Below are 23,713 nucleotides of genomic sequence, written 5' to 3'. Positions count from 1 at the left end.
CCGAGTCTATGAGGTCCCCGCGAGGGCCCACCCGTTGGCGTCCAGGACCGCGCGCACGTGCCCGGCCGAGGACTGTTCCACCAGCAGCTCGACCAGACCGCTGGGCCGGTCGACGGAGTGGTCGATGCGGACGTCCTCGATGTTGACCCCGGCGTCGCTGACCGTGGAGAACAGCCGGGCCAGCGCCCCGGGCTGATCGGGGATCGCCACCGGCACCGCGATGTGGACGGCGGGCCCGCCGCCCTGCTTGTGCGGGACCCGGGAGCGCCCCTCGTTGCCGCACCGCAGGACCTCCGCCAACGCGGCCGCCCCCGCGGCGCGTTCGGGGGCTCCCGCGCCGCGCAGGGCGCGCAGCGCGGTGATGGTCCGGCCCAGATCGGCGGCGTAGGCCTCCAGGACCTCCGCCACCTCCTCGGCGTTCGCCTCCAGGATGTCGCCCCACAGCCCGGGTTCGCCCGCCGCGATGCGGGTGACGTCCCGCAGCCCCTGACCGGAGACCCGGACGTGCTCGCCCTCCGCGTCCCGCAGCCGTGCGGCCAGCAGCGCCGAGATCAGGTGCGGGGCGTGCGAGGTCAGCGCGACGGCGCGGTCGTGCGAGGCGGTGTCCATGAGGACCGGCACCCCGCCGCACAGCGAGACCAGCTCCAGGCCCCGGTTGAGCGCCGAGCGGTCGGTGAGGGACGAGGGGGTCAGGACCCAGAGCCGGCCCTCGAAGAGGTCGGCCCGTGCGGCCAGCGGCCCGGAGCGCTCGCCGCCCGCCAGAGGATGCCCGCCGATGTAGGCGGCCGGATCGCCCCCCGCGGCCCGCAGGTCCGCGTGCGGCCGGACCTTGACGCTCGCGGCGTCGGTGTAGCTGTGGGCCAGGCCCTCGCGCTGGCAGCGGGCGAGCACGGCGCCGATGCGGGCGGGCGGCACCGCGATGACGGCCAGGTCCACCGGCGCGCGGGGCGCCTCCAGGGAACCGGCCCCCAGCGCCTCCGCCGCCCGGGCCGCCGTCGTGTCCGCGTCGTCGAGGTGGACGGCCACGCCGCGCCGGGTCAGCGCGAGGGCGATGGAGGTGCCGATCAGCCCCGTCCCGATGACGGCGGCGGTCCTCATGCCCCACGCTCCGGCGGCGCCGGGACGGCCGTGGCGGGGGCGGTCCCGGCCCGGGCGGTCCCGGTCCGTTCGGTCTCCGCCCGCAGGAAGCCGGCCAGCCGGGCCACGCCCTCCTCGATCTCCGCGTGGCTCAGGTAGCTGAAGGACAGCCGCAGGGCCCGCTCGCCCCCCGGCCCGGGGTGGAAGTAGGACATGGGGGTCCAGATGACGCCGTGCTCCCGGGCCGAGCGCAGCAGCGCGTCGCCGTCCGCGGCGAACGGCACCCGGACGGTGAGGAAGAAGCCGCCGGACGGCTCGCTCCAGCTCACTCCCAGCTCCCGGCGCAGTGCCTCGGGGAGCTGCCGGGCGAGCTGTTCGAGCGTCACCCGCAGGGCGTCGCCGTAGTGCTTGGCGGGTACGGCGTTGTGCTCCTTGAGCCGGCCGCCGGAGGCCAGCAGCGCGCCCGCGACGAGGGCCTGGGCCAGCGGCGGGGTGTTCACCGTGACCATGCTCTTGATCTTGGACAGTTCATCCGCGAGCAGGCCGGTCGCCCCCGAGGCGTCGCGCACCCGCTGGTCCGCCACGGCGAAGCCGATCCGGGCGCCGGGGAAGACCGACTTGGAGTACGACCCGATGTGCACGACCCTGCGGTCGCGGTCCAGCGACTTCAGGGTCGGCCGCTGCTCCCCGTCGCTGACCAGCCGGTACGGGCTGTCCTCGATGATCAGCAGGTCGTACCGGGCCGCGAGGTCCAGCAGCTCCTCGCGCGCCCGCAGGGAGAGGGTGCTGCCCGTCGGATTGGAGTGGTCGGGCACCAGGTAGAAGGCGCGCGGACGGCGCCCCCGGGCGAGTTCGGCGCGTACGGCGGCCTCGACGTCGGCGCAGTGGATCCCGTCCTCGCGCTCCTCGACGGGGACGACGGGTACGTCCAGCAGCCGGGCGGCGCCGGTGATGCCGACGTAGCAGGGGCTGGCGACCAGCAGCACCTCCTCGGGGCGGGCGAACAGGGCGCGCAGGGTGAGCAGCATCGCCTCCTGGGCGCCGACGGTCACCACGACCGACTCGGCCGGGACCTCGATGCCCTCGTCGGCGCGCAGCGACGCGGTGATCAGCTCGCGGATCAGGCCCGCCGTCGGGCCGTACTGGTAGAGGGAGGTCCGGATGCCGTCGGCGTCGGTTCCGTCCGCGCTCAGGTGGGCGAGGTAGCGGCGGATGTGCTGGAACAGCTCCTCGGTGTCGTAGAAGCCCTCGTAGGGACGGCCCGGCGCGAAGGAGACGGCCTCGGGGAAGCGGCCCGTGATCTCGTTGAGGAAGTTCATCGTGTCCAGCAGCGGGTCGGACACGCTGGCGTGCAGATCGCCCCGGAACAGCACGGCCTCGCGCGTCGGCGCGGCCTGCGGGGGGTCGGGGGCGGGGCTCCGCAGGGATACGGGCGCGGAGACGGGCTCGGCGACGGGCGCGGCGATCAGGCCGGGGCCGGCCTCGGCCACCGAGGCCGTGCCGGTCAGCACCATGGCCTCCGCCAGCTCGTCGGTGATCAGGTCGAGGACGGCGGCCACCCCCTCCTGCCCGCCCACCGCCAGGCCGTGCAGCACCGGACGGCCGAGCAGGACCGCGTCCGCGCCCAGGGCGAGGGCGGCCAGCACGTCGGCGCCGCGCCGGACGCCGCCGTCGAGGAGCAGCGCGGTGCGCCCCCGCACGGCGGCCGAGATCCCGGCGAGCACGTCGAGGGTGGCGGGGACGCCGTCCAGCTGGCGCCCGCCGTGGTTGGAGACGACGATGCCGTCCACGCCCCGGGCCACGGCGCGTTCGGCGTCGTCCGGGGTCATGATCCCCTTCACCAGGACGGGAAGGCGGCTGACGGAGCGCAGCCAGTCCACCACCGACCAGTCGAGGGAGGGGTCGAGCTCCGTCAGGCCGTGCTGCGAGGGCGAGGAGTAATCGGCCGCCCCCGGAGGGAGGTTGGCGGGGGAGACGTGCGGCGGCAGCCGGAAGTCTCCCCGCAGGTCGCGCAGTCGGCGGCCGAGGCGCGGAGTGTCGACCGTCAGGACGATGGCCTCGAAGCCCGCCCGCTCCGCGCGGGCGACGAGCCGCCGCGTCGTCTCGCGGTCGCGGAAGCAGTACACCTGGAGCCACAGCGGAGCGCCGGCGGCCGCGGCCAGGTCCTCGAAGGTCCGGCCCGCGAAGGTCGACACGACGACCGGCAGACCGGCGGCTCCGGCGGCGCGCACTGTGGCCGCCTCGCCCTCCGGGTCGACCAGCGTGTGGTAGGCGAGGGGGGCCACGCCGACGGGCGCGGCCCAGCGGCGGCCGAGGACGGTGGCGGCGAGGGCGGGTTCGGCCACGCCCGTCAGCACCCGGGTGTTCAGCCGGACCCGGTCGAAGGCCGCCGTGTTGGCGGCGAGGGTGCGCTCGGCTCCGGCGCCGCCCGCGATGAAGTCCCAGATGCCCCGGCCGGTCACCGCGCGGGCCTCGGCGGCGAAGTCCTCCATGGTCAGCAGCCGTGGGCGCGCGGCGGTGCGGGTGGCGCCGGTCATGCCGTGACCGTCCGGGTGCGCTCCACGGCCTCGTACAGGGCCCGGATGTTGGAGCTGCCGAAGCCCTGCGCGCCGTGCCGCTGGATCAGTTCGAAGAAGAGGGTGCGCTGGGCGAAGGGGGAGCGGGTGAACAGCTGGAGCAGATGGCCCCATTCGTCCTGGTCGGCGAGCACGTTCGCCTTGCGCAGGTCGGCGATCGCCGTGTCGAGGTGGGGGATCCGGTCGGCGAGGGCGTCGTAGTAGGTGCCGGGCGTCTGGAGGAAGGTGACGCCGCGGGCCTCGAACTCCAGGACGGCGGGGACGATCTCGTCCACCAGGAAGGCCAGGTGCTGGACGCCGCCGCCGCCGTTGCGGGTCAGGAACTCGTCGATCTGGCCCGGCTGCTTCGAGATGTCGGGCTCGATCATGGTGAAGGTGATCCCGGCCGAGGGGCTGCGCACCACGATGGAGTCCATGGCCTGCTCGCCCACGGCGACGTACTCGCTGTAGTACCGCTCGAAGCCGAAACCGTCCGTGTAGTAGCGGACGGCGTCGTGCAGGGTGCCCGCCGGGAGGCAGACGGCGATGTGGTCGAGCAGGTTCAGCGCGGGCGCCCCGTGCGAGGGGCCGGCGCAGTCCCGGGACGGCACCCAGGTCCGGCCCGGGGGGAGGGCGGCGGGGCCGCCGGCGGCGGCGCGGGGGAGGAGCGTGTGGCGCACCGCGCCGAAGCCCCCCGAGACCGCGGGGGTGGCGGGATCGCCGGCCGTGACCTCGCGGCCGCCCGCGGCCAGCGCGTCGGCCCGGGCCGCGGCGACGTCGTCGCAGGCGAAGGCGATGTCGACGACGCCGTCGCCGTGCACGGCCAGGAAGGCGTCGGCGGCCGGTCCGGAGCCGATGACGAGCCGGATGCCGCCCTGCCGCAGCAGCGCCGAATCCAGGCCGCCGCCGCGGCTGCGCGCCTGCTCGCGGAACCCGAAGGCGGAGACGAAGTAGTCGGTGGTTCTCTCCAGGTCGCCCGTGTGGATCTCGATGTATGCGACGTCGTGTGCGGTCACGGCTTTCCCCATTCGGTGAAATGGCAGCAAACTGCCATCCGGTACGGCGTGGGTGAGGTGTGCTGGCGTTCGTCTCTAGGATGTGCAGCGAATTGATCCACAAAGGCATGAAGGAGATCGAAATGACCGGTGAAGACCAGTCGGAACTGGACCGCCTGGTGCCGGAATGGCATTTCAGGGAAATCCATCGGATCCCCGTTTCCGGCACGGTGGACGAGGTGATGCGCGCTGTTTACGCGACCACCTGGGCCGAGGCACCGCTGGCGCGGGCCCTCGTCGCGATCACCCGCGCCGATGTGTCGGCGGAGCGTCGCATCGTCTCCGACTACCTCCGGGAAAGCGGAGAAGTGATTCCGAGCGGCAGCGAAGAGTTCCTCTTCGCCGGTGTGCAGTCGACGGAGGACATACCCCGGCCGCCGGGCACGATTTCCGAGATCGTCCGCGAGTGCGCCGAACCGGGAATCCTGAAGATCGGGATGAACGTCCGCTACGCCGCCGGGATCCTCTCCACGGAGACCCGGATCTTCGCGACGGACGACCGGACCCGGCGCCGGTTCGCTCCTTACTGGCTGTTCATCAGGTGCGGCAGCGGAGCGACGCGCAAGTCCATGCTGCGCGCGATCCGGGGCCGGGTGGTGAGGGAGGCCGCGGGGGCCTGAACGCCAACGGCCCGGGGGTCGCCCGTCGGCCGTAGGGGGGATGGCACGGTGGACCGTACTCGCTGGGGCCGGACGGCGCCGATCGCGCCAAGAATTCTTCGATGGCCGGAACCAGCCCCGGCCCGCGGCGCGCACGGCGAACGGGGCCGGCGCCGACAGGAAGCGGCCGCCGGGGCGCGGTAATCGCACCTTTTGGTCCCCGGCGCGGCCGCCCCGGAGGCGCGCGGCACGCCTGCGCAACACATTATTCAATTCTTCTCATTGCAATCTCTCACATGCGGCGGGGCCCGCCGGACGGGCAGCCCTTGTCGAGATGATTCGCGGGTGCTTATGGTCGAGCCGAATTGGGCGACAGCGCCAGGAAGGGAAGAGTCGATGGCCAATCCATTCGAGGACGACAGCGCCGAGTACTACGTGCTCGTGAACGAAGAGGGGCAGCATTCCCTCTGGCCCGGCTTCGCCGAGATCCCGGCGGGCTGGAACGCGGTGCACGGCAAGGCGGCCCGGCAGGAATGCCTGGACTACGTGAACGAGCACTGGACCGACATGCGTCCGCTCAGCCTCGCGGCGGCCATGTCCGCCGATGCTTCCTGATCAGCCGAATCAATACCTAGGAGAAACCGATATGTCGACCCTCACCGTCGAGCGCCGCACCGCCATCAAGGAAATCGTCTGCGACATCCTCGAACTCGAAGAGGGCGAGGTCACCGAGACCAGCCTCTTCATCGACGACCACGGCGCCGACTCGCTGCGTGCCATCGAGATCCTCGCCTCCCTGGAGAAGGAATTCGGTATCACCATCGACCAGTCCGAGCTCGCCCAGATGGTCAACCTGGAGCGCGTGTACCAGGTCGTCTCGGCGGCTCCCGCCCGCTGATCCCGCCCGCAGCAGCGCCGCACCGCAGGTCCGTAGGTCTGAAGGGGGAACAGCATGTCCTCAGTACGCCCCGGCGATGGAACCGGGAAACGCCGGGTGGTCCTCACCGGCTTCGGAGTCATCTCCAGCATCGGTATCGGGGCCGAGGAGTTCACCGCCAGTTTGCGGGCCGGCCGTAGCGGCGTCAGCCCCATCTCGGTGTTCGACGTCGAAGGCTTCGCCCACGTCAACGGCTGCGAGGTCAAGGGGTTCGAGCCCGAGCAGTGGATCTCCCGCACACCCGTGCGGGAGTTGGGGCGCGCCAGCCGCTTCGCGGTCGCGGCGGCGCGCATGGCCGTACAGGACGCCGGTCTCGATCCCGCGGAACTCGCCGGCCGACGGGGGCTCATCTCCGTCGGCACCACGGACGGCGAGTCCTACGAACTGGATCAGCTGGTGGCCGCCGAACTCGCCGACGGGCCCGAGCACATGGACCCGGAGGTGGTGCGCCGCGTGTCACCGGCCCGGCTGTCCACGGCCATCGCACAGGAACTCGAACTCACCGACATCGAAGCCCCCACCATCGCCACCGCCTGCTCCGCGGGCAACTACGCGATCGGCTACGGCTTCGATGCGGTGAGCTCGGGCGAAGTCGAATTCGCCCTGTGCGGGGGAGCGGACGCCATGTGCCGCAAGACCTTCACCGGGTTCTACCGGCTGGGCACCATCGCACCGGAGTTCTGCCAGCCCTTCGACGCCGACCGCAAGGGCATCCTCACCGGCGAGGGCGCCGGCGTGCTCGTCCTGGAGAGCCTGGACTCGGCCCTGGCCCGCGGCGCCACCATCTACGCCGAGGTCCTGGGCTACGGCCTCAACTGCGACGCGTACCACCAGGTCGCACCCAACGGCGACAGCGTCGCCGAGGTCATGCGGATCGCCCTGGAGAACGCCGGGGTCAAGCCCGACGAGGTCGACCTGATCTCGGCCCACGGCACCGGCACCAAGGCCAACGACATCACCGAGGCCGACGCCATCAACAAGGTCTTCGGCGAGGGCCCGCCGCGGACCATCTCCCTGAAGTCGATGCTCGGCCACACCATGGGCGCGGCCAGCGCGCTGGGAGCCATCGCCTGCGGACTGGCGATCACCCACGGCTTCATCCCGCCGACCATCAACCACCACACCACCGACCCGGAGTGCCGGATCGACTGCGTCCCCAACCACGCCGTCGAGGCCGACCTGCGGATCGTGCAGAACAACGGGCTCGCCTTCGGCGGCAACAACGCCATCGTGATCCTCGGCAAGTACGAGGGAGCCGGCACATACGAGGGAGCCGGGCAGCACGAGGGGGCCGGGCAGTGACCTACCCCATCATCGGGACCGGCGCCGTCGCCAGCATCGGCCGGGACCCCGACGAGATCTTCACCAGTCTGTGCACGGGACGCAGCGGGCTCGCCCCCCTGCGGGCCTTCGACCCCTCCCGCTTCAACGCCCAGCTGCTCTTCGAGATCGACGACCGCGCGGTCGAAGGCGTCGACGAGCCGGGCCGGGCCACCCGCCTGCTGATCGAGGCGGTCCGCCAGGCCGCCGAGGACGCCGGGCTGCCCGAGGACCTCAGCGGCATCCCCGTCCTGGTCGGCACCGGACTGCGCGAACTGCGCTCCCTGGAGCTCTGGTGGCGCGACGGAGTCCCCTTCGACGCCGACGGACTGCACTTCGAGGACGCGCTGCGCCGCCGGTTCGGCGCCGTCGACACCCACACCTTCGCCGGGGCCTGCTCCGCCTCGCTCTACGCCCTCGCCCTCGCCTGGGACCTGCTGGAACTCGGCGAGGCGGAGACCGTCATCGTGGCGGGCTGCGACGTGGTCACCGAGAGCATGTTCGGCCAGGCGGACCGGGTCCAGTTCGATCCGCCGCGCTCCGTACGCCCCTTCGACAAGGAGCGTCAGGGCACCATCCTGGGCGAGGGCGCCGCCGCCGTCGTCCTGACCCGCGCCGCCGCCCCCGACCGCCCGGTGCACGCCTGGCTGCGGTCGGTGGCCGTCAACTGCGACGCCCACCACCAGACCGCGCCGGACGCGGCGGGCGTGGAAGCCGCCGTCCGCGAGGCCCAGGAACTGGCGCGCGTCACCCCCGGCGAGATCGACCTCGTCGTCCTGCACGCCACCGGCACCCCGCTCAACGACCTTACGGAAGCCACCGTGACCGCCCAGGTATTCGACGGCGCCAGGCCCGCCCTCACCGGCATCAAATCGCTCACCGGACACACCTCGGGCTCGGCCGGGCTGCTCAGCCTGATCGTCGCCCTGCGCTCCCTCGACACCGGCCTGGTCCCGCCCATCGCGGGCCTCGCCGAACCCCTCCCCGAGGGCGCGGGACTGCACCTGGTGACCGGCAGCCCGCTCGCGGCGCCCCTGCGCACCGCCCAGATCAACAGCTTCGGCTTCGGCGGCGTCAACGCCGTCGCCATCGTGGGAGGCGCGGCATGAGCGCCGTCACCATCGCCGTCTCCGGAGCCGCCGCGGCCCTGCCCGGCGTGAGCGACCCGCGCGACCTGCTCCACCCGGCCGTCCCCGGCGCCGACCCGGTGGACCCCGCGGCCCTCATCGGCAAGAAGGGCCTGCGCTTCAACGACCGGGCCACCCGGCTCGGACTGCACCTGGCGTACGTGGCGCTCACCGACGCCGGACTCCTCGCGGAGCGGGAACTCACCGTCCCCGGCGACCGGATCGGCACCGTCGTCAGCTCCAACCTCGGCAACGCGGACACCGTCTGCCGGGCCGTGGGGACCATCGCCAAGGAGTCCACGAGCGCGCTGAGCCCGATGGACACCCCCAACGCCTCCAGCAACATCATCGCCTCCGAGACCGCGATCCGGTTCGGCCTGCGCGGCCCCAACCTCACCGTGTGCAACGGCCGGACCTCGGGCATCGACGCGATCCGCTGGGCCGCCCTGATGCTCCGGGCCGGCCGCGCCGACCACATGGTGGTCACCGGGGTCGAACCGGACAACGAGGTGACCCGCCGCCTCATCGACGGGCCGGTGGCCGACGGCGGCGCCGCCCTGGTGCTCAGCCGCACCGCCACGGCATCCGCCAAGGCCCTGCTCGGCCCCGTCGTCCACACCCGCGGCGGCGCACGCACGGCCGATGCCCTGACCGAGCGGGCGCCCGGAGCGCGGCTCTGGCTCGCGCCCGACGAGGTGCCCGTCCCCGACGGCGCCCGGCGCCTCGCGCTCGGCGGCTGGGGCGAACTGTCCGGCGCCCTGGGCGTCGTCCAGTGCGCGGCCGCCGCCGGCTGGTTCGCCGAGGGCGGCGCCGGCCCGGTGTACGCCGTCGTCGGCGGCGCCGGGGCCGCCCTCTTCCCCGCCGGGGGCGCGGCATGAGCAACGTGGTGCTGCTCCACGGGCTCGGCAACAACGAGGCCATCTGGGAGCCGCTGGCGGCCCACTGGGACCCGGGAGTACGGATCCACGCGCCCCGGCTGCCCTGGCACAGCGGCGGGATCGCCGGATGGCGCCACCACAGCGATTCGGCCGCACTGCTCCAGGACGTCCTGGACGCGGTCCCCGGCGGCGCCGACGTCGTGGTGGCCCACTCCTTCAGCGCCGTACTGCTCCTCGAACTGCTCTGCCGCCGGGCGGCCGCCGCCGATCCGCTCGACGTCGGGGCGGTCGTCCTCGCCAATCCCTTCTACCGGGCCGACGCGGACGACTTCCACTGGAACCTGCTCGGGACGAGCATGGCCGACTTCCCGCGCACCATGGCCGAGTCCATCCGGCTGCGCACCCTGGACCGGCCCATCGAGGAGGACCTGCGGGCCGACATGGCGCGCAGGATGACGGAATGGGTCGGCCCCTACGGCTGGCTCCGCTTCTTCGACGCCTATCTGCGCACCCCCCTGCTGCGCGTGGACCTGGTCACCACCCCGGTGCTCTGCATCGGCGGCGAGGTCGACCTCTCGGCGCCCGCGGACGAGGCCCGCCGGCTCGCCGCCCGGCTGCCCGCGGGCAGCTCGGTGACGGTGCCCGGCTGCGGCCACTTCCCGATGCTGGAGCGGCCCGACTGGTTCGCCCGCACCGTGCGGTCGGTCCTCGACGAGGTCCCCGGCCGGGCGGCCCTGACCTCCGGCGCGTGAGCCCGTAACGCCCGATCCCCCACGCCGGATGCCCCACGCCGGATCCCCCACGCCGGATCCCCCACGCCGGATCCCCACCCCCCCCACATTCCTGTTCCCCCCGTTCCGCCCCAGACGAAGGAGTCCGTGATGGGCCCGACGCCCCATCCCGCTGTGTCGGCGCTGCTGGAGACCCCTTGGACAGGACGGCTGCGCCCCCTGTTCGAAGGCAACAACATCAGCTTCGCCATCGGCTTCAAGCACATCAACTACGTTGCCGAGGCAGCGGTCCTGAGCCACTTCAGGGCGGTCGGCCTCGCCGCCGGCGACCTCTACCGGCGCTTCGGGCTCGGCTTCGACATCGTGGACATCCACTCCCGCCTCGCCGCGCTGCTCGCCGTCGACGACGAGGTGGAGGCGGTCGTCACCCCGGCCACCAAGCCCGGCGACGAGCGGCTCCGCTTCAAGGTCGAGCTGTACGTCGAGCGCGACGGCAAGCGGATCAAGTGCGCGGGCTCCACGGTGCGCGTCGTGCTGCGCGTCGACGACCACATCAAGGCCGAGGAGGCCTGGCCCGAGGGCATCGAGCGGTTCACCGCCGCCCGCCTCGGCACCGGCGAACGCCGCGACATCGCGGCGGCCCCGGCGCCGTACGGGGAGTTCACCGCCGGGCGCGGCACCAACGCCGACCCGGTCCTCACCGAACTCGTCGGCGACACCAACGCGTTCGGCTGGCGCTGGCGGATGCCGTACTTCTACTGCCACTTCAACGAGCGCGTCCAGATGTCCGGGTTCCTGCGCGTGATGGAGGAGATCGAAGACCTCTTCCTCGCCGACCGGGGCCTCGCCATCAAGGAGGTCCTCGACACCCGCGGCTGGATCCCCGTCGTCACCCAGTCCCGGATCGAGATCCTCGACGAGACCCTCATGGAAGAGGAGCTCTACACCGTCTACACGGTCGAGGACGTCTTCAAGACCCTCCTCTACTCGACCCGCATGGACTGCTACGTCCTGCGCGACGGGCAGCTCGTGAAGACCGCCACCGGCACCATCACCCACGGCTACCTCCACGAGTCGGCGCCCAACGAGTGGGCGATGGCGGAGTTCGACGCCGCCACCGTCGCCGCCCTCTCCACCCCCCGCGCGGTGGCGTCATGACCACCGCCGTGGCTCCCCGGGCGGTCATCACCGGCTGGTCGGCCGTCTCCCCGTACGGCATCGGCGCCGAGGCGCTGGCCGAGGGGCTGCGCACCAGCCGCTCCACGGTCGCCCCCGTCGACACCGCGCGCTGGAAGGTGCCCGGTTCCCGGGCGCACCTGGTGCCCTTCGAGACCCGCGAGGTGCTCGGCAAGAAGGGCACCCGCTCCATGGACCGGGTCACCGGCCTCGCCGTGGCCGCCGTCGGCTCCCTGCTGGAGCGGCCCGGCGCCGTCCGGGAGGCGGAGACCGGTGAGCGGGCCGCGCTGGTGCTGGCCACCACCACCGGCAGCGCCGCCAGCATGATGGACTTCACCCGCAGCTCGCTGGTCGGCGACCGGCCCTACGACGTCGACCCGGCCGTGATGCCCAACGCCGTCATGAACTGCGCGGCCGGACAGTGCGCCATCTGGTACGGCATCAAGGGCCCCAACACCACCCTGGCCGGCGGCCGCGCCGCGAGCCTGCTGTCCCTCAACTACGCGACGCGGCTGCTCGGTTCGGGGCGCGCCGACTCGGTGCTCCTGGCCGCGGCCGAGGAGTATTCGGCCGCCCGCTACTGGCTGGAACGGCACAGCCGGGGCGCCGAGGCGCCCGGCGTCGCGCTCGGCGAGGGCGCGGCCGTCCTGCTGGTCCAGCCCGCCGACGGGGTCGCCCCGGAGCACCCGGTGCTCGCCGAGATCCTGGCCGTGCGGACCCGCGTGGCCACGGGCGCCCAGGTGCGCCCGGCCCTGGAGGCCTGCGTGCGCTCCGCCCTCGAAGCCGCCGGGGTCCGGCCGCGGGAGGTGTGGGCGGCGGGCGCGGGTGACGCGCCGGGCCGCCTCGGCCACCTGGAGCGCGAGGTCCTCACCGAGGTGTGTGGCCCGGAGGCCCTGGACCGGGTGCCCGCCGTCAGCCGGATCGGGGACGTCTCCGCGGCCTCCGGCGCCTTCCAGATCGCGATGCTGCTGGCCACCGCCGAGGCCGACGCCGAGTCGGCCGGACAGGTCGCGGTCGTCACCTCCGCCGACCGCGACGGTTCGCTGGCCTGCGCGGTGCTGCGGCTGGGGGGTTCCTCGTGACCACGGCCCCGCCCGCCCGGGTGAGTCCCGTCGCCGCCGAGGTCCGGGTGGAATCCCGCACCGAGGACGGTCTGGCGGCCACCGCCCGGGTCGAGATCAGCGAGAACGAGCCGGTGTTCGCCGGCCACTACCCGGACTTCCCGATCTTCCCCGGGGTGTGCGTGCTGGAGTGCGTGCAGCGCGCGGCCACCGACGGCGACACCGCTCCGGACCCCACCGAACTCGCCGCCGTGGAATCGGCGCGGTTCGCCGGAGCCGTCTACCCCGGGGACACCCTCACCATCAGCCTCAAGTGGCGCCGTACAGAGGCCGGGCTGCGCTGCGACGCGGTCGCGGCGACCGAGCGCGGCAAGGCCGCGTCCGTACGGCTCAGCTACGAGAGCGCCGGAGGTGCCCGATGACCACCGCGCCCGAACGGGCCCTGCCCGCCGCGCCGCCCGCCGCCCTGCCCCGGGTCACGGACCTGCTCCCGCACCGCTACCCGATGCTCCTGGTGGACCGCGTCCTGGAACTCGTACCCGGTGAATACATCCGCGCCGTCAAGGCCGTCACCCACAACGAGCCCTGGTACCGCGGGATTTCCCCCGGGTCGAGCCTGGACTACCCGCCGGCCCTGCTCATCGAGTCCTGGGGCCAGAGCGCCGGTCTGCTGGCCTCGGCGATCGCCGAGGCGCCCGAGGGGCAGGTCATGCTCTTCGGCTCGGTGGCCGACGCCCGGTTCCACCTGCCGGTCCGGCCCGGCGAGCTGATCGAACACCGGGTCCGCGTCAGCAGGGCCCTCACCGACTCGGTGATCTTCGAGGGCTCCAGCCACCGCGGCGACGAGACGGTGATGACCGTGACCCGCATGGTCATGGCGTTCCGCCGCGCCGACCTGCTCCGTCCCACCGAACCGTCCACCGGACCTTCCGCCGGACCCGATCGAGAGGCCATCCGATGACCGTCAACAGGCCCGTGGCGCTGATCAGCGGGGGCTCCCGGGGCATCGGCCGGGCCGCGGTGCTCCGGCTCGCCGCCGACGGCCACGACGTCAGCTTCTGCTACCACTCCCAGGAGGAGGCGGCGCAGACCCTGGCCAAGGAGGCCGACCTGCTCGGCGCCCGCGTGCTCTACCGGCGCGTCGACGTCAGCGACCCGGCCGCGGTGCGCGCGTGGGTGGCCGCCACCGAGGACGAGCTGGGCCCGGTGGCGGTCGCGGTCACCTCGGCCGGCATCACCCGGGACAAGGGCCTGGTGATGATGTCCGACGACGACTGGAGGTCGGTCGTCTCCACCAACCTCGACGGCGTCTTCCACGTGTGCCGCGCGGTGGCCTTCCCCATGATGAAGCGCCGCGGGGGCAGCATCGTCAACATCTCCTCGGTGGCCGGGATCTACGGCAACGCCGGGCAGACCAACTACGCCGCCTCCAAGGCCGGGATCATCGGCTTCTCCCGGTCCCTGGCCAAGGAGGCCGGACGCTACGGCATCCGCGTCAATGTGGTCGCCCCCGGGTTCGTCGACACCGACATGACCTCGGCCGTCTCCGCGAGCGCCGTCGACGGAGTCCTCGCGAACGTGGCCCTGGGCCGGATGGGCACGCCCGAGGAAGTCGCCGAACTCGTCGCCTTCCTGGCGGACGACCGCGCGAGCTACATCACCGGTTCCGTGTTCCAGATCGACGGGGGGATATCCCTGTGAGCACCCGCAGGAAAAAGAACCCCAGGTGGTACTTCTCGCTGCGCAGCCCGTACTCGTGGTTCGCCTACCGCGACCTCACCGAGAAGTACCCCGACGTGCTCGACCAGATCGAGTGGATCCCCTACTGGGAGCCGGACGAGGAGTCCACGCGGCTGCTCTCCGACGCCGGGGTCACCCTGCCGGTGATGCCGATGCACCGCTCCAAGAACTTCTACATCCTGCGCGACGCCCGCCGCTGGGCCCACGCCCGCGGCTGGCACGTGACCTGGCCGGTCGACCGCGCCCCGCACTGGGAGGTCTCCCACCTCGCCTACCTCGCCGCCGAGGAGCGGGGCCTGGGACGGGAGTTCGTCGATCTCGCCTACCGCGCCCGCTGGAACGAGGGCCGGGACCTGGCCGAGCGGGAGACCATCGCGGCGATCGCCGGTGAACTCGGCCTCGACCCGGCGCTCGCCGACGCGGTCGACGATCCGGATCTGCGCATCAAGGGCGTGGAATGCCTGATCGCCGCCTACCACGACGACGCCTTCGGGGTTCCGTTCTTCATGCACGGCCGCGAGGCGTTCTGGGGCGCCGAGCGGGTGGGGGCCTTCGTCGCCGCCGTACGGGGCTACGACTGGGACGGCATCAGCGACGCGCCCTTCACCGCCCCGCCGTTCATCGCGACCCCGTCGGCCGTGACCCGGTCCGCCGCGACCCCGTCCGCCGTCGCCCCGCACGGCAGCCCGCAGGCCTGACAGGAGAGCAGGAGAGAGCGATGACGACCACCGGAACCCCCCAGCGGCTGATCCCCCGCTGGGTGCCACCGATACGCGTCCCGGACGGGGCGCCCGCGGCGACCGCATGGGCGCAGCTGTCCGCCCCGGTCCCCGTCCGGCTCGCCGCCCGCGTCCGGCTGCTGGCCCGGCGCGCGCACACCGGCTGGGACGCCGCGCTGCTCGCCGCGCACACCGCCGTGCTGAGCGCGCTCAGCGGCGAACGCACCGTCGTGAGCGGCTACGTACCCCCGGCCGCCGGGGGCTCCGCGGCGGGCGCCCCGCGGGCGCTGACCCTCGCCCTGGGCGACGGGACCTGGCGCGAGCTGGTCACCGCCGCCGCGGCGGCGGCAGCCGGACCCGCCGGGGGCGCGTTCGAGACCGTACTGGACCTCGGGCACCCCGAAGGGGAACCGGCAGGGGAATCGGCAGGGGAAACGGCCGCGCCGGACCGGCACACCGTGCTGATCGCCGCCCTGCGGTACGGCCCGCAGGGCCCCTCCCTGCTGCTGCGCTTCCGTACGGACGTCCTGGACGCCGAGGCGGCGCAGCGGATCGCCGGGTACCACGTCACCGCGCTGGAACGGCTGGTGAGCGAGCCCGACGCGGCCGCCCGCGCCGCCGTACTGCTCTCCCCGGCCGAGTACCACCAGCAGATCCACGGCCTCTCCGGCCGGGAACGCGAGCTGCCCGGGCGCCGGTTCCACGAGCTGTTCGAGGAGCAGGCCGCCGCCCGGCCCACCGACATCGCCGCCGTGCACGCGGGCCGGAGCTGGACCTACGCGGAACTCAACGCGCGGGCCAACCGGATCGCCCACGCGGTGCTCGCCCGGCAGCCGGAGCCCGAAGCGGTGGTGGCCGTGGTCACCGAACGCAACCTGGACTGGCTCGCCGCGGTGATCGGCATCTTCAAGGCCGGGGCCGCCTACCTGCCCATCGAGCCGCACGCCCCGGCCGACCGCATGGCCAGGACCCTGGCGCGCAGCGGCTGCGCCCTCGTCCTCACCGAGGCCGGCGGGCCCGGGCACCTGGAGCAGGCCGCGCCCGCGGGGCCGGAACTCCTGGAGATCGCCGCCGCGTACGCCGAGGACCGGCCCGAGCACGACCCGGGCGTCCCCGTCGCGCCGGACCAGCTCGCCTACCTGTACTTCACCTCGGGGTCCACCGGCGAGCCCAAGGGCGCGATGTGCGAGCACGCCGGGTTCGTCAACCACCTGTACGCGAAGATCGACGACCAGGGGATCGGCGCCGGGCAGGTGGTGGCCCAGACCGCGCCGCAGTCCTTCGACATCTCCCTGTGGCAGCTGGTCGCGGCCCTCGTCGTGGGCGGCCGGACGCTGATCGTCGAGCAGGACGCGATCCTCGACGTCGACCGCTACCTCGACACCCTCGAACAGGGGGAGGTCGCCGTGCTCCAGGCCGTGCCCTCCTACCTGGAGGTGGTGCTGACCCGGCTGGAGGAGAGCCCCCGGCGGCTGCCCGCCCTGCGCTGCGTCTCCGTCACCGGGGAGGCGCTGAAGAAGGAACTCGTCGTCCGCTGGTTCGCCCGGTTCCCGGACACCGCCCTGATGAACGCCTACGGGCTGACCGAGACCTCGGACGACACCAACCACGAGGTGATGACCTCGGTCCCGGTGTGGGACTCCGTACCGCTGGGCCGTCCCGTCGGCAACGTCACCGTGTACGTCGTCGACGAGGAGCTGCGGCCCGTGCCCCTCGGCGCACCCGGCGAGATCGTCTTCTCCGGTGTCTGCGTCGGCCGCGGCTACGTCAACGACCCCGACCGCACGGCCCAGGCCTTCGGCGCGGACCCGCACCGGCCCGGCCACCGCCTGTACCGCTCGGGCGACTTCGGGCGCTGGCTGCCCGGCGGCACGCTGGAGTTCCTCGGCCGGCGCGACGCCCAGATCAAGATCCGCGGGTTCCGCATCGAGATCGGCGAGATCGAGAACCAGCTGCTGCGGCTGCCGGGGGTGCGCGACGGCGCCGTCGTGGTCGTCGAGACCCCCGACGAGGGCCGCCACCTGGTCGGCTTCCAGACCGGCTCGGACGAGCCCGCGGACGCGCTGCGCGAGCGGCTGAAGCGGGTCCTGCCCCTCTACATGGTGCCCGGACGGCTGGAACGGCTGGACGCGCTGCCGCTCACGCCCAACGGCAAGACCGACAAGCGGGCCCTGACCGTGCTCGCCGCCGAACGCGCGGCCGAAGAGGGCGGCCGGGCCCACGAGGCGCCCCGCACCGACACCGAACGGCGGCTCGCCGAGGCCTGGTCGGCGGTGCTGAAGGTCCCCGTCGGACAGATCGGCCGCGGCGACAGCTTCTTCGACCGGGGCGGCACCTCCCTCTCGGCCGTGCAGCTGATCGTCCGGATGGAACGCGCCTTCGCCCTGCGCGACGTGCTCGGCCACCCGACGCTGGCGGCGCTCGCGGACCTCATGGACGCGAGCGTGGCGGGCGCCGTGGCCACCGCCCCGGTGACGGCCGCCCCCTTGGTGACCAGGGCCCCGGAAGCCACCCGGTCCCCGGCCGCGGCACCCGCCACTGACACGGCGGCCGTCCCCTTCGAGGTGACCCGGACCGACGGCCGCCCCGCCGTACTGGTCCTCGACGGCCCGGTCGGGGATCCGGCCGCCTGGGCCGCCGGACACCGCGCCCGGCTGCGCGCCACGGTCGCCGAGCACGGCGCCGTGCTGGTCCGCGGACTCGGGCTGCGCGACGCGGAGACCGTGGGCCGGGTGAGCCGCGAGGTGCTGCACCAGGTGATCACCGAGCGCGAGGGCTTCGCCGTCCGGCGGCGGCTCGCGGACGGGGTCTCCTCCTCCTCGGAGTGGCCCGCCGACCAGCCCATGTGCATGCACCACGAGCTGAGTTACGCGCGGGAGGTCCCCGGCACGCTGCTCTTCGCCTGCCTCACGGCACCCGCCTCCGGCGGCGTCACCGGCGTCGCGGACTCCGCCGACGTACTGGAAGCACTGCCGGACGCGCTGGTCAGCCGCTTCGAGGCGCACGGCTGGCGGCTCGACCGCAACTACACCGAGACCGTCGGCGTGGGCCTCGCGGACTCCTTCGGCACCGCCGACCGGGCGGGCGTCGAGGCGTACTGCGCGGACCGCGGCATCGAAGCCTCCTGGCAGCCGGGGGGCGATCTGCGCACCAGTCAGCGGGCCGCCGCCGTGCTGACCCATCCGCTCACCGGGCGCCGCGGCTGGTTCAACCAGATCGCGTTCCTCAACGAGTGGACGCTGGACCCGATGATCAGGGAGTACCTGACCTTCGAGTTCGGCGCCGACGGACTGCCCTTCAACAGCAAGTACGGCACCGGCGAACACCTCGGCGAGGACACCGTGCTCGCCATCAACGCCGTGTACGAGAAGCACACGCTGCGGGAGCCGTGGCGCGCGGGCGACCTGCTGATCGTGGACAACCTCCGGATGGCGCACAGCCGGGAGCCCTACGAGGGGGACCGGGAGATCGCGGTCGTCCTCGGTGACCCGGTCACCGTCCCGGGTCACCCGTAGGCCCGTAGGCCCCGCGTCGCCCGTAGGCCCCGCGGCCACCTGTCACTTGCCACTTGTCACCTGCCACCTGCCACCTGCCACCCATGGATGGAGCACCCATGTCCCGCCAGCCGATCGTGCCGCCCTTCGCCGTCATCCCCGGCGCCCAGGTGGCCGAGGTCCTCACCGGAAACGAGAAGCAGGTGGTGGACATCGTCGAGGAGGTCTACCGTCTGCACGGCCGCGGCGAGTCGGTCAACCCGCCCTCGTACTTCCTGCGCTTCCCCGACCGCCCCAGCTCCCGGATCATCGCGCTGCCCGCGTCGGTCGGCGGTGAGCGGCCGACCGACGGCCTCAAGTGGATCTCCAGCTTCCCGGAGAACGTCGCGGCCGGGATCCCGCGTGCCTCCGCCGTCCTGATCCTCAACGACCACGCCACCGGCTACCCGTTCGCCTGCCTGGAGAGCTCCATCATCAGCGCCTCCAGGACCGCCGCCTCGGCGGCCCTCGCCGCGGACCGGCTCAGCCGGGGCGAACGCCCCCGCCGGATCGGCTTCATCGGCACCGGTCTGATCGCCCGCTACGTCCACCACTACCTGGAGGCCACCGGCTGGACCTTCGACGAGCTGGGCGTCCACGACCTCTCCGACCAGCACGCCGAAGCCTTCGCCGGATACCTCGGCAAGACCGCCGGGGACGCCCCCGTGGTCGTGCACAGCGGCGCCGAGGAACTCATCAAGGAGAGCGACCTGGTGGTCTTCGCCACCGTCGCCGGCAGCCCGCACGTCCACGACCCGGCCTGGTTCGCGCACAACCCGCTGGTGCTCAACGTGTCCCTGCGGGACCTGGCCCCGGAGATCCTGCTGGCGGCCACGAACATCGTCGACGACGTCGAGCACTGCCTGAAGGCGGACACCTCCCCGCACCTGACCGAACAGCTCACCGGCAGCCGCGAGTTCCTCGACGGCACCCTCTTCGACGTCCTGGAGGGCCGGGTCGACCTGCCGGCCGACCGCCCGGTCGTCTTCTCCCCCTTCGGCCTCGGCGTGCTCGACATCGCCCTCGGCCGCCACGTGCACGACCAGTTGCGCGACGCGGGCCGGCTCGGCGTCGTCGACGGCTTCTTCCACGAGCTCGACCGCTACGGCCGCGATGAGGCGCCGTCGCCCGAAAAGGAACCCGGTGATCTGTCGTGACCGTCATCACAGCCCCGTACGAGATCAACACGGACGATGTCTTCGTGGACCTGAAGTCCGTCTTCGACGTCCCGCTCTTCCTCAAGTACGAGGGCCTCAACCTGGCCGGTTCGGTCAAGCTGAAGGCGGCCCTGGAGATGGTGCTCGCCGCCGAGCGCGACGGCACCCTGACCCCGGGGGACGTGCTCGTCGAATCCTCGTCCGGCAACCTCGGCGTCGCCCTGAGCATGATCGCCGCCAACCGGGGATACGGCTTCGTCTGCGTCACCGATTCCCGCTGCAACCCGGCGAGCCGACGGCTGATGGAGGCCTTCGGCGCCCGCGTCCTGGTGATCTCCCGCCCCGACAAGGAGCGCGGTCTGCTGGGCGCCCGGATCGACTACGTGCAGCGGCTCGTCGACTTCGACCCCAACTACGTCTGGCTCAACCAGTACGTGAACCCGCACAACTGGCTCGCGCACTACCGGTCCACCGCCCCCGCCGTCGCCGCCCAGTTCCCCCGGCTCGACGTGCTGTTCGTCGGAGCGGGCACCACCGGCACGCTGATGGGCTGCGCCCGCTACTTCCGCGAGCGGCAGCACCCCGTACGGATCGTGGCCGTCGACAGCGTCGGCTCGGTGACCTTCGGCGGGCCCGCGCTCACCCGGCACATCCCCGGCCTCGGGGCGGGCGTACGGCCCGCGCTGCTCGACGACGGGCTCGTCGACGAGGTCGTCATGGTGCCCGAGCGGGACACGCTGGAGAGCTGCCACGCCATGGCCCGGCAGGGCTTCCTGTTCGGCGGCTCCACCGGGACCGTCGTGAGCGGCGCGCTGCGCTGGCTCGCCGGACGGCCCCGCGGTGAGCGGCTCACCGCGGTCGCGCTCTCCCCGGACCAGGGCGACCGCTACCTCGACTCGCTGTACGACCCCGCGTGGGTGGAGCAGCACTTCGGCGCCCCCCACACCTGGGACGCGGCCCTGCCGACGGCGGCCGGGGCCGCGGCCGGAGCCGGGGCCGGAACCGGAACCGGGGCCGCCGAGCGGCCGCAGCTGGTCACCAGCGCCGGCTGAATCCGGCATCCGAAGCACGCCCCCCGCGAGACAAGGAATCGCGTCATGGATAGGCCAGTCGTACTGATCGCCGAGGAACTCTCTCCCGCCACCGTCGACGCCCTGGGCCCGGACTTCGAGATCCGGCACTGCGCGGGCGCCGACCGGGCGGCGCTGCTGGCGGCGCTGCCCGAGGCCGACGCGGTACTCGTACGCAGTGCCACCCGCATGGACGCGGAGGCCATCGCGGCGGGCACCCGGCTCAAGGTGATCGGCCGGGCCGGAGTCGGCCTGGACAACGTGGACGTGAGCGCCGCCTCCCGGGCCGGCGTCATGGTGGTCAACGCCCCCACCTCCAATGTGGTCAGCGCCGCCGAGCTGACCGTCGGCCTGCTGCTCGCCGTCGCCCGGAACATCCCGCAGGCCGACGCGGCGCTCAAGGAAGGCCACTGGAAGCGCAGCCGGTTCACCGGTGTCGAGCTCTCCGGCAAGACCCTCGGCATCGTCGGCCTCGGCCGGATCGGCACGCTGGTGGCCCGCCGGATGGCCGCCTTCGACATGCGGCTGCTCGCGTACGACCCGTACGTACAGCCCGGGCACGCCGAGCGGACCGGTGTGCGCGTGGTCGGACTCGACGAACTCCTCGCGGAGAGCGACTTCCTGACCGTCCACCTGCCCAAGACGCCCGAGACGGCCGGGCTCATCGGATTCGACGCGCTGCACCGGGTCAAGCCGGGTGTCCGGATCGTCAACGCGGCCCGCGGCGGGATCGTCGACGAGGCCGAGCTGTACGCGGCGCTCAAGGAGGGCCGTGTCGCGGGCGCCGCCGTCGACGTCTTCTCGACCGAGCCCTGCACCGACTCCCCGCTGTTCGAACTGGACAACGTGGTCGTCACCCCGCACCTCGGCGCCGGCACCGCCGAAGCCCAGGAACGCGCGGGCGTCTGTGTCGCCGAGTCCGTACGCCAAGCCCTGTCGGGGCGCTTCGTGCCCGAGGCGGTCAACGTGCGGATGGGCACGGTCGACGACGACCTCGACCCGTGGCTCACCCTCACCGAACGGCTCAGCCGCCTGTTCACGGCGACCGCGGGCGGACTGCCCCGGACGCTCCAGGTGACGGTCTCCGGCGAGATCTGCCGCCACGACACCGGTGTGCTGGAACTCGCCGCGCTCAAGGGCGCGCTCGGCGCGGTGGTCGAAGGAGGCGTCTCCTACGTCAACGCCCCGCTGATCGCGGAGGAGCGGGGCCTCGGCGCCGGGCTGAGCACCGGCCCCGACCACCCCGTGCACCGGAGCCTGGTCACCGTCGCCGGAACGCTGCCCTCCGGTGAACGGGTCTCCGTGTCGGGCACCCTGACCGGGCTGCGCGGCGGCGAACGGCTCGTGGAGGTCCGCGGGTTCGAGGTCGACCTCGCGCTCACCGGAGACCTCGCGTTCTTCCGCGCCCCCGACCGGCCCGGAGTGATCGCCGCGGTCGGCGAGGTGCTCGGCCGCGCCGGGATCCCGGTGGAGACCCTCCAGATCGCCCGCCACCCCTCCGGCGGCGCGGAGGTCCTGGTGGCGGTGGGCCAGGGCCCCCTCGCCCCGGGCGGTACCGGACCCGGCGCGGCGGGCCTGGGCGGCCCGGCCGCGCGCCCCTTCCTCGACGACGCGGCAGCCGCGGTCGACGCCACCCTCAACTGGGCGATGGAGTATCCGAGATGACCACGCACGACTGGCTCATGGGGCAGCTGGAGCGGAGCCAGGCGCGCTTCCGGGTCATCGACCACGCCCCGGAAGGCCGCACCGAACCCGCCAGCCTGCTCCGCCGCCACGCCCTGGCACAGGCCGCCAAATGCCTGGTGGTCCGGGTCGCGCTGACCCGGCGCACCCGCCGGTACGTCCTGGCCGTCGTGCCCGGGGACCGCAAGGTCGACCTGGACGGGCTCCGCGACATGTACCGCGGCACGGAGGCGTCGTTCGCGACCCGCGAGGTGGCCGAGCGGCTGGCGGGCAGCGTCAGCGGCTCCGTCGTGCCCTTCGCCCGCGATCCCGAGCTGGACCTCGTGGTCGATCCCGAACTGCTCGTGCACGACGAGATCTTCTTCAACGCGGCCCGGCTCGACCGGTCGGTGGCCCTGGCCACGGCCGATTACGTCGCGCTGGCCCGACCCCGGGTAGAGGCGATCGCCCAACACCCCATGGCCCAGAGGATGACAGGATGACCCTCCGCACCGACACCCTTGTCGAGGCCGACAGCGACCGGTGGTTCCGGCGGTACGCCGTGAGCGCCGCCCCCCGCCGACGGCTGCTGGTCCTGCCCCACGCGGGCGGCTCGGCGGGCTACTTCCACAGCTGGGGCACCGCCTTCGACCGCGACACGGAGGTCCTCGTCGCCCGCTACCCGGGCCGCCACGAGCGGCTCACCGACCCGTGCATCGAGAGCATGGAGGAACTCGCCGACCACGTCACCGCCGCGCTGCTGCCCTTCCTGGACGTACCGGTGTCGGTCTTCGGCCACAGCATGGGCGCCTCCGTGGCCTACGAGGTGGCGCTGCGCCTGGAGAGCAGGCACGCGGTGCGCCCCGCGGCGCTCCACGTGTCGAGCCGCAAGGCCCCGCACCGGCTGACCCCGCGCACCCTGCACACGGAGAGCGACGACGCGCTGATCGCCGAGGTCCGACGCCTCGGCGGCACCAACGACGCCCTGCTGGACGACCCGGACCTGCGGGAGATCGTGCTGCCGGCGATCCGGGCGGACTTCACGGTCGTCGGCACCTACGGCCCGCGCCCCGAAACCCCGGTCGGCTGCCCCGTCCACGCCTACATCGGCGACCGGGACCCGTCCACCACCCCCGAGGACATGGCCGCATGGGCCGACGTGGCCCCCGAGGGCTTCGACCTGACCGTCCTGCCCGGCGGCCACTTCTACCTGACGGAGCAGCACGCCCCCCTGCTGGGCACCATCGCCCGACAACTGGCCACCACCGGCTGAACCGACCACCCGAACCGCCCACCCGAACCGGCCACCCGCACGA

At 73.2% G+C, this 23,713-nt stretch carries 22 protein-coding genes; 19 read left to right on the top strand and 3 right to left on the bottom strand.

The annotated features are described in order from the left end of the window. Window positions 1-6 precede the first annotated feature (6 nt). Genes OHS33_RS12620 through hppD form a run of 3 tightly spaced genes read right to left on the bottom strand, consistent with a single transcriptional unit; the run spans window position 7 to window position 4,648 of the window. Complete coding sequence (locus tag OHS33_RS12620; RefSeq protein ID WP_330330491.1) at window positions 7-1,098, bottom strand: prephenate dehydrogenase; 1,092 nt, start codon at window positions 1,096-1,098, stop codon at window positions 7-9. Next, complete coding sequence (locus OHS33_RS12615) at window positions 1,095-3,614, bottom strand: aminotransferase class I/II-fold pyridoxal phosphate-dependent enzyme (protein ID WP_330330490.1); 2,520 nt, start codon at window positions 3,612-3,614, stop codon at window positions 1,095-1,097. Before OHS33_RS12615 ends, OHS33_RS12620 begins: the two co-directional genes overlap by 4 nt. Further along, the gene (gene hppD / locus OHS33_RS12610; protein WP_330330489.1) at window positions 3,611-4,648 is read right to left on the bottom strand and encodes a 4-hydroxyphenylpyruvate dioxygenase; all 1,038 of its coding nucleotides are present in this window, start codon (window positions 4,646-4,648) and stop codon (window positions 3,611-3,613) included. The genes OHS33_RS12615 and hppD overlap by 4 nt, the downstream gene beginning before the upstream one ends. 107 nt (window positions 4,649-4,755) lie before the next feature. On the opposite strand from hppD, the gene OHS33_RS12605 reads away from it, so the two are divergent. The 19 genes from OHS33_RS12605 (at window position 4,756) to OHS33_RS12515 (ending at window position 23,670) form a co-directional block, all read left to right on the top strand. Next, entirely contained in the window at window positions 4,756-5,307 is a 552-nt protein-coding gene (locus tag OHS33_RS12605; RefSeq protein ID WP_330330488.1) for a hypothetical protein, read from the top strand. 375 nt (window positions 5,308-5,682) lie between these two features. Continuing rightward, entirely contained in the window at window positions 5,683-5,901 is a 219-nt protein-coding gene (locus OHS33_RS12600) for an MbtH family protein (RefSeq protein WP_330330487.1), read from the top strand. A gap of 31 nt (window positions 5,902-5,932) precedes the next feature. Then, on the top strand, window positions 5,933-6,184 hold the full coding sequence (locus OHS33_RS12595; protein ID WP_330330486.1) for an acyl carrier protein: 252 nt from the start codon (window positions 5,933-5,935) through the stop codon (window positions 6,182-6,184). A 54-nt stretch (window positions 6,185-6,238) separates the two neighbouring features. Next, window positions 6,239-7,525: a beta-ketoacyl-[acyl-carrier-protein] synthase family protein gene (locus tag OHS33_RS12590; protein ID WP_330330485.1), complete on the top strand. Its 1,287-nt coding sequence runs from the start codon at window positions 6,239-6,241 to the stop codon at window positions 7,523-7,525. Then, on the top strand, window positions 7,522-8,652 hold the full coding sequence (locus OHS33_RS12585; protein ID WP_330330484.1) for a beta-ketoacyl synthase N-terminal-like domain-containing protein: 1,131 nt from the start codon (window positions 7,522-7,524) through the stop codon (window positions 8,650-8,652). The genes OHS33_RS12590 and OHS33_RS12585 overlap by 4 nt, the downstream gene beginning before the upstream one ends. Next, window positions 8,649-9,548, top strand: coding sequence for a beta-ketoacyl synthase N-terminal-like domain-containing protein (locus OHS33_RS12580; RefSeq protein WP_330330483.1), 900 nt, complete (start codon window positions 8,649-8,651; stop codon window positions 9,546-9,548). The genes OHS33_RS12585 and OHS33_RS12580 overlap by 4 nt, the downstream gene beginning before the upstream one ends. After that, a complete protein-coding gene (locus tag OHS33_RS12575) occupies window positions 9,545-10,300 on the top strand; it encodes an alpha/beta fold hydrolase (protein ID WP_330330482.1) in 756 nt (251 codons plus the stop codon). Before OHS33_RS12580 ends, OHS33_RS12575 begins: the two co-directional genes overlap by 4 nt. A 129-nt stretch (window positions 10,301-10,429) precedes the next feature. Then, window positions 10,430-11,437: a hypothetical protein gene (locus OHS33_RS12570; RefSeq protein WP_330330481.1), complete on the top strand. Its 1,008-nt coding sequence runs from the start codon at window positions 10,430-10,432 to the stop codon at window positions 11,435-11,437. Further along, entirely contained in the window at window positions 11,434-12,537 is a 1,104-nt protein-coding gene (locus OHS33_RS12565) for a beta-ketoacyl synthase N-terminal-like domain-containing protein (RefSeq protein ID WP_330330480.1), read from the top strand. Before OHS33_RS12570 ends, OHS33_RS12565 begins: the two co-directional genes overlap by 4 nt. After that, entirely contained in the window at window positions 12,534-12,938 is a 405-nt protein-coding gene (locus OHS33_RS12560) for a 3-hydroxyacyl-ACP dehydratase FabZ family protein (RefSeq protein WP_330330479.1), read from the top strand. The genes OHS33_RS12565 and OHS33_RS12560 overlap by 4 nt, the downstream gene beginning before the upstream one ends. Next, on the top strand, window positions 12,935-13,477 hold the full coding sequence (locus OHS33_RS12555) for a 3-hydroxyacyl-ACP dehydratase FabZ family protein (RefSeq protein ID WP_330330478.1): 543 nt from the start codon (window positions 12,935-12,937) through the stop codon (window positions 13,475-13,477). The genes OHS33_RS12560 and OHS33_RS12555 overlap by 4 nt, the downstream gene beginning before the upstream one ends. Then, window positions 13,474-14,217, top strand: a complete 744-nt coding sequence (fabG, locus tag OHS33_RS12550; protein ID WP_330330477.1) for a 3-oxoacyl-[acyl-carrier-protein] reductase — start codon at window positions 13,474-13,476, stop codon at window positions 14,215-14,217. Before OHS33_RS12555 ends, fabG begins: the two co-directional genes overlap by 4 nt. Further along, entirely contained in the window at window positions 14,214-14,954 is a 741-nt protein-coding gene (locus OHS33_RS12545) for a 2-hydroxychromene-2-carboxylate isomerase (protein WP_330330476.1), read from the top strand. The genes fabG and OHS33_RS12545 overlap by 4 nt, the downstream gene beginning before the upstream one ends. Before the next feature lie 20 nt (window positions 14,955-14,974). Next, window positions 14,975-18,490 (top strand): amino acid adenylation domain-containing protein, encoded by a 3,516-nt coding sequence (locus OHS33_RS12540; protein ID WP_330330475.1) that lies wholly within the window; start codon window positions 14,975-14,977, stop codon window positions 18,488-18,490. 98 nt (window positions 18,491-18,588) lie between these two features. Next, window positions 18,589-19,665, top strand: coding sequence for a 2,3-diaminopropionate biosynthesis protein SbnB (sbnB, locus tag OHS33_RS12535; protein ID WP_330330474.1), 1,077 nt, complete (start codon window positions 18,589-18,591; stop codon window positions 19,663-19,665). Continuing rightward, window positions 19,662-20,717, top strand: coding sequence for a 2,3-diaminopropionate biosynthesis protein SbnA (gene sbnA / locus OHS33_RS12530; protein ID WP_330330473.1), 1,056 nt, complete (start codon window positions 19,662-19,664; stop codon window positions 20,715-20,717). Before sbnB ends, sbnA begins: the two co-directional genes overlap by 4 nt. A gap of 45 nt (window positions 20,718-20,762) precedes the next feature. Next, window positions 20,763-22,400, top strand: a complete 1,638-nt coding sequence (serA, locus tag OHS33_RS12525; protein ID WP_330330472.1) for a phosphoglycerate dehydrogenase — start codon at window positions 20,763-20,765, stop codon at window positions 22,398-22,400. Continuing rightward, a complete protein-coding gene (locus OHS33_RS12520; protein WP_330330471.1) occupies window positions 22,397-22,900 on the top strand; it encodes a YbaK/EbsC family protein in 504 nt (167 codons plus the stop codon). The genes serA and OHS33_RS12520 overlap by 4 nt, the downstream gene beginning before the upstream one ends. Beyond that, on the top strand, window positions 22,897-23,670 hold the full coding sequence (locus OHS33_RS12515; RefSeq protein ID WP_330330470.1) for a thioesterase II family protein: 774 nt from the start codon (window positions 22,897-22,899) through the stop codon (window positions 23,668-23,670). The genes OHS33_RS12520 and OHS33_RS12515 overlap by 4 nt, the downstream gene beginning before the upstream one ends. Window positions 23,671-23,713 lie beyond the last annotated feature (43 nt).

The organism is Streptomyces sp. NBC_00536, from assembly GCF_036346295.1.
In the GTDB taxonomy this organism is placed as follows: domain Bacteria; phylum Actinomycetota; class Actinomycetes; order Streptomycetales; family Streptomycetaceae; genus Streptomyces.
Note: the sequence above shows the minus strand (reverse complement) of the source record. Positions and strands in the feature narration are given on the sequence as shown.

Coding starts and splice junctions, on each gene's coding strand:
- OHS33_RS12620 (WP_330330491.1), bottom strand. CDS start 1,098: ATGAGGACCGCCGCCGTCATCGGGACGGGGCTGATCGGCACCTCCATC.
- OHS33_RS12615 (WP_330330490.1), bottom strand. CDS start 3,614: ATGACCGGCGCCACCCGCACCGCCGCGCGCCCACGGCTGCTGACCATG.
- OHS33_RS12605 (WP_330330488.1), top strand. CDS start 4,756: ATGAAGGAGATCGAAATGACCGGTGAAGACCAGTCGGAACTGGACCGC.
- OHS33_RS12600 (WP_330330487.1), top strand. CDS start 5,683: ATGGCCAATCCATTCGAGGACGACAGCGCCGAGTACTACGTGCTCGTG.
- OHS33_RS12595 (WP_330330486.1), top strand. CDS start 5,933: ATGTCGACCCTCACCGTCGAGCGCCGCACCGCCATCAAGGAAATCGTC.
- OHS33_RS12590 (WP_330330485.1), top strand. CDS start 6,239: ATGTCCTCAGTACGCCCCGGCGATGGAACCGGGAAACGCCGGGTGGTC.
- OHS33_RS12580 (WP_330330483.1), top strand. CDS start 8,649: ATGAGCGCCGTCACCATCGCCGTCTCCGGAGCCGCCGCGGCCCTGCCC.
- OHS33_RS12575 (WP_330330482.1), top strand. CDS start 9,545: ATGAGCAACGTGGTGCTGCTCCACGGGCTCGGCAACAACGAGGCCATC.
- OHS33_RS12570 (WP_330330481.1), top strand. CDS start 10,430: ATGGGCCCGACGCCCCATCCCGCTGTGTCGGCGCTGCTGGAGACCCCT.
- OHS33_RS12565 (WP_330330480.1), top strand. CDS start 11,434: ATGACCACCGCCGTGGCTCCCCGGGCGGTCATCACCGGCTGGTCGGCC.
- OHS33_RS12555 (WP_330330478.1), top strand. CDS start 12,935: ATGACCACCGCGCCCGAACGGGCCCTGCCCGCCGCGCCGCCCGCCGCC.
- fabG (WP_330330477.1), top strand. CDS start 13,474: ATGACCGTCAACAGGCCCGTGGCGCTGATCAGCGGGGGCTCCCGGGGC.
- OHS33_RS12540 (WP_330330475.1), top strand. CDS start 14,975: ATGACGACCACCGGAACCCCCCAGCGGCTGATCCCCCGCTGGGTGCCA.
- sbnB (WP_330330474.1), top strand. CDS start 18,589: ATGTCCCGCCAGCCGATCGTGCCGCCCTTCGCCGTCATCCCCGGCGCC.
- serA (WP_330330472.1), top strand. CDS start 20,763: ATGGATAGGCCAGTCGTACTGATCGCCGAGGAACTCTCTCCCGCCACC.
- OHS33_RS12520 (WP_330330471.1), top strand. CDS start 22,397: ATGACCACGCACGACTGGCTCATGGGGCAGCTGGAGCGGAGCCAGGCG.
- OHS33_RS12515 (WP_330330470.1), top strand. CDS start 22,897: ATGACCCTCCGCACCGACACCCTTGTCGAGGCCGACAGCGACCGGTGG.